Genomic DNA, 3,333 nt, shown 5'->3' with positions numbered 1-3,333 from the left:
CTGAAAGCTTATCGAAAAAGAGTCTTGTAAATTTTTCTTCACTAATCATTTGATTGCATGATGTTTGCAAAATGGTACCAATTATTATATAGACAAGTATTTTTTTCATTTTTCATGAGAGATAACGTATCGGCTGTATCGGCAGTGCTGACGAAGGAAGAATTGCCTGATCACAGCTTGTTATGGGTAGTTTTCATTAAGTTCTATTAATTTTTCTATGTCTCTTTTCTTTTTAAATCCCAAATTAGAATCCTTGATAGATTTTAAATGATAGTTTAATTTTTCATATTTTGAATTAACATGATAAGTAATTCCTTTTGCATAATTAATATGTTCTAAGTAATACTTTTCTTTTGAAAATTGTTCCAAATTCTCGATAGCCTTCTCTAGATTTTGTGAAAGTATTTTTTTTGATATTGGAAGGTGTGGATAATGTAAAATTAAATAGTAAACATCCTTTATTTGGTTTGAATTAAACAGATTCTTTATTAGTCCTTCAATAGGTCCTGAAGGGTGAAAATCATTTTCTTGAACATACCAAAGGTGTATTGTTCTAATTGACAATCCAGATGTATCTTTAGCAAAGAGAGTAGAGTAAGTAATAAGGTCAGGTTTGATTTCTTCTTGCTTCATTTCATCGAGCACTTGTTTTGCAGAGGAGAAATCATCAACCTTGTTCATTAAAGTAGAATAGGTTACTTCGTTAGGTTTGATTCCTTCTTGCTTCATTTCATCGAGCACTTGTTTTGCAGAGGAGAAATCATCAACCTTGTTCATTAAAGTATTAAAGGTTATTTCGTTAGGTTTGATTCCTTCTTGCTTCATTTCATCGAGCACTTGTTTTGCAGAGGAGAAATCATCAACCTTGTTCATTAAAGTAGAATAGGTTATTTCGTCTGGTTTGATTCCTTCTTCCTTCATTTCATCGAGCACTTGTTTTGCAGAGGAGAAATCATCAACCTGGTTCATTAAAGTAGAATAGGTTATTTCGTCTGGTTTGATTCCTTCTTGCTTCATTTCATCGAGCACTTGTTTTGTAGAGGAGAAATCATCGACCTTGTTCATTAAAGTATTAAAGGTTACTTCGTTAGGTTTGATTCCTTCTTGCTTCATTTCATCGAGCACTTGTTTTGCAGAGGAGAAATCATCAACCTTGTTCATTAAAGTATTAAAGGTTACTTCGTTAGGTTTGATTCCTTCTTGCTTCATTTCATCGAGCACTTGTTTTGCAGAGGAGAAATCACCAACCTTGTTCATTAAAGTAGAATAGGTTACTTCGTTAGGTTTGATTCCTTCTTGCTTCATTTCATCGAGCACTTGTTTTGCAGAGGAGAAATCATCAACCTTGTTCATTAAAGTATTAAAGGTTACTTCGTCTGGTTTGATTCCTTCTTGCTTCATTTCATCGAGCACTTGTTTTGCAGAGGAGAAATCATCAACCTTGTTCATTAAAGTATTAAAGGTTACTTCGTCTGGTTTGATTCCTTCTTCCTTCATTTCATCGAGCACTTGTTTTGCAGAGGAGAAATCATCAACCTTGTTCATTAAAGTAGAATAGGTTACTTCGTTAGGTTTGATTCCTTCTTGCTTCATTTCATCGAGCACTTGTTTTGCAGAGGAGAAATCATCAACCTTGTTCATTAAAATGTTCCACGAAACAAGTTTTCTTGAGTAACCTTTTTCTTTTAGCTTCTGATAAACTTCTTTTGATGCAACTCTATTCCCAACTTGTTCAAGAGTAACTGCAATTGTATCTAGATTATTTAATTCAGTATCGGACAACTGGTCACTACTAGAAGCTTTTATAGTTTTTTCAATAATTTTGTTTTTCTCTACAATATGTCCAATGTCATCGAAATGTTTAAGGATAATTGATGCATTTGCTAAATCATTAAATTTTGCTTCTATGAGCGAGTATAATTGCTCTCCTATATCGAATTCAAATTTCTTATTGCTTCCTTTTACATCAATTTTCTTAAGTTCTAGGTTAAAGTCTCTGACAACATCTCTATAAATTGAATAATCTACAAGAATATCATCAGTATCACAAAATGATGAAACTCGAACTGCTCTTCTAATTGAATCTCCAACGAAGTCGGAATTTCCATTTATTTCTAACTTTATATCAGAGCCAGAACTTATTGCGGAGCGCAGATTCCATTTTTTTTTGAATTCAATTCCTGTTATAGATTGGATTCTTTCGTTGAAAAGTTTATTGAAGGTCAGAATAAATGTCAGTAAATTTATGAGCTTACCACTTTGAGTAATATTGATATTCCATCCATCCCCTGTAAATTTTACTATTGAATCTTCTAAATCGTAATCTTTTAAAAATGGAGGAAGAATTTTTGAAAGACCGATATTGAATCTATTTCTCACTTCAGTTGACTCTTCTAGTAGCCTCCTAGTTGAACTCACAATGTCAATTGTTAAACAATATGTGAATACTTCTTTCATATAATTTGGTTAATTACCCATAACGTTTCAGCCATAAGATGAGGAACGACGATAGGAAGTTCTTCATTCTTCATGGCATGTTACATGTCGTTGCTGATTCTTAGGTTCATTTTTCTCATGAATAAGTTCACTCCTTCTAAGGCAAGACTTATTCTCTTTCTATCGTCAACTTCACTGAAATGTCCATGCGATGCTGCATTTCTTAAACCTGCCCATACAGTTATATCTTTGAAATCTTGCTTATCTATTTTTTCTTCTTTTTTCAAGAGTTGAGCATACTTGTCTATTGATCCCTTTTCTATTTCTGTAAAATCATATTTTGATATAACAACTCTTAGAAATTCTTCTAATGTAGCACCAATCAAAATTGCTGGTGCAGCTGGATGGATGTTTTTATTATTCAATAGCCTTTCTGCCTGAAGAAGAAAATCAGATACTAGATCATTTTGAGTCTGAAATTTATTTGAGGTATCAATTTCTAGTCCGTCATTCAAAAAGTCTCTAACAGCAGTCAATACTTCCACAGCCTTGAAATATCGCTTGGTCTCATTACTCTCATTTTTGGCAGTAGAAAGTATGTGGTAAAATTCTGTTTGATCACCTATATAAGATCTTACAAACTGCAAAGACTGGATGAAAAATTTCTCTTTCATTATATTGCTACTATACGCTTCAGGATCCTTTGTCGGTCGATGTAGCAATTTATTTGTATACTCAATGAGTTTTTCATTTGTCATGTTTGTTCTTTCTGGTTCAGCCCCCTAATTATCAGAGAATAATTATGTAAGTTAAAAAATGTGGTTGAATAAGCCTTATCTTTGCATTGCGAGCATCGACAGAAGGTGATTATTAAACCGATGTTGATATCTAAGTGCA

General features: G+C 32.9%; 2 protein-coding genes. Both read right to left on the bottom strand.

Going from position 1 to position 3,333, the window contains the following annotated elements:
* Positions 1 to 180: 180 nt before the first annotated feature.
* Positions 181 to 2,457 (bottom strand): pentatricopeptide repeat-containing protein, encoded by a 2,277-nt coding sequence (locus L2567_RS20660; protein WP_235299765.1) that lies wholly within the window; start codon positions 2,455 to 2,457, stop codon positions 181 to 183.
* Between the two features lie 80 nt (positions 2,458 to 2,537).
* Positions 2,538 to 3,194 (bottom strand): hypothetical protein, encoded by a 657-nt coding sequence (locus L2567_RS20655; RefSeq protein ID WP_235299764.1) that lies wholly within the window; start codon positions 3,192 to 3,194, stop codon positions 2,538 to 2,540.
* Between the last annotated feature and the right edge of the window lie 139 nt (positions 3,195 to 3,333).

The organism is Portibacter marinus (genome assembly GCF_021533195.1).
GTDB lineage: Bacteria > Bacteroidota > Bacteroidia > Chitinophagales > Saprospiraceae > Portibacter > Portibacter marinus.
This window is presented reverse-complemented; position numbering and strand designations above follow the sequence as displayed.

Bases quoted from the DNA above. Each gene is read 5' to 3' on its own strand.
- L2567_RS20660 (WP_235299765.1), bottom strand. From the start codon at position 2,457: ATGAAAGAAGTATTCACATATTGTTTAACAATTGACATTGTGAGTTCA.
- L2567_RS20655 (WP_235299764.1), bottom strand. From the start codon at position 3,194: ATGACAAATGAAAAACTCATTGAGTATACAAATAAATTGCTACATCGA.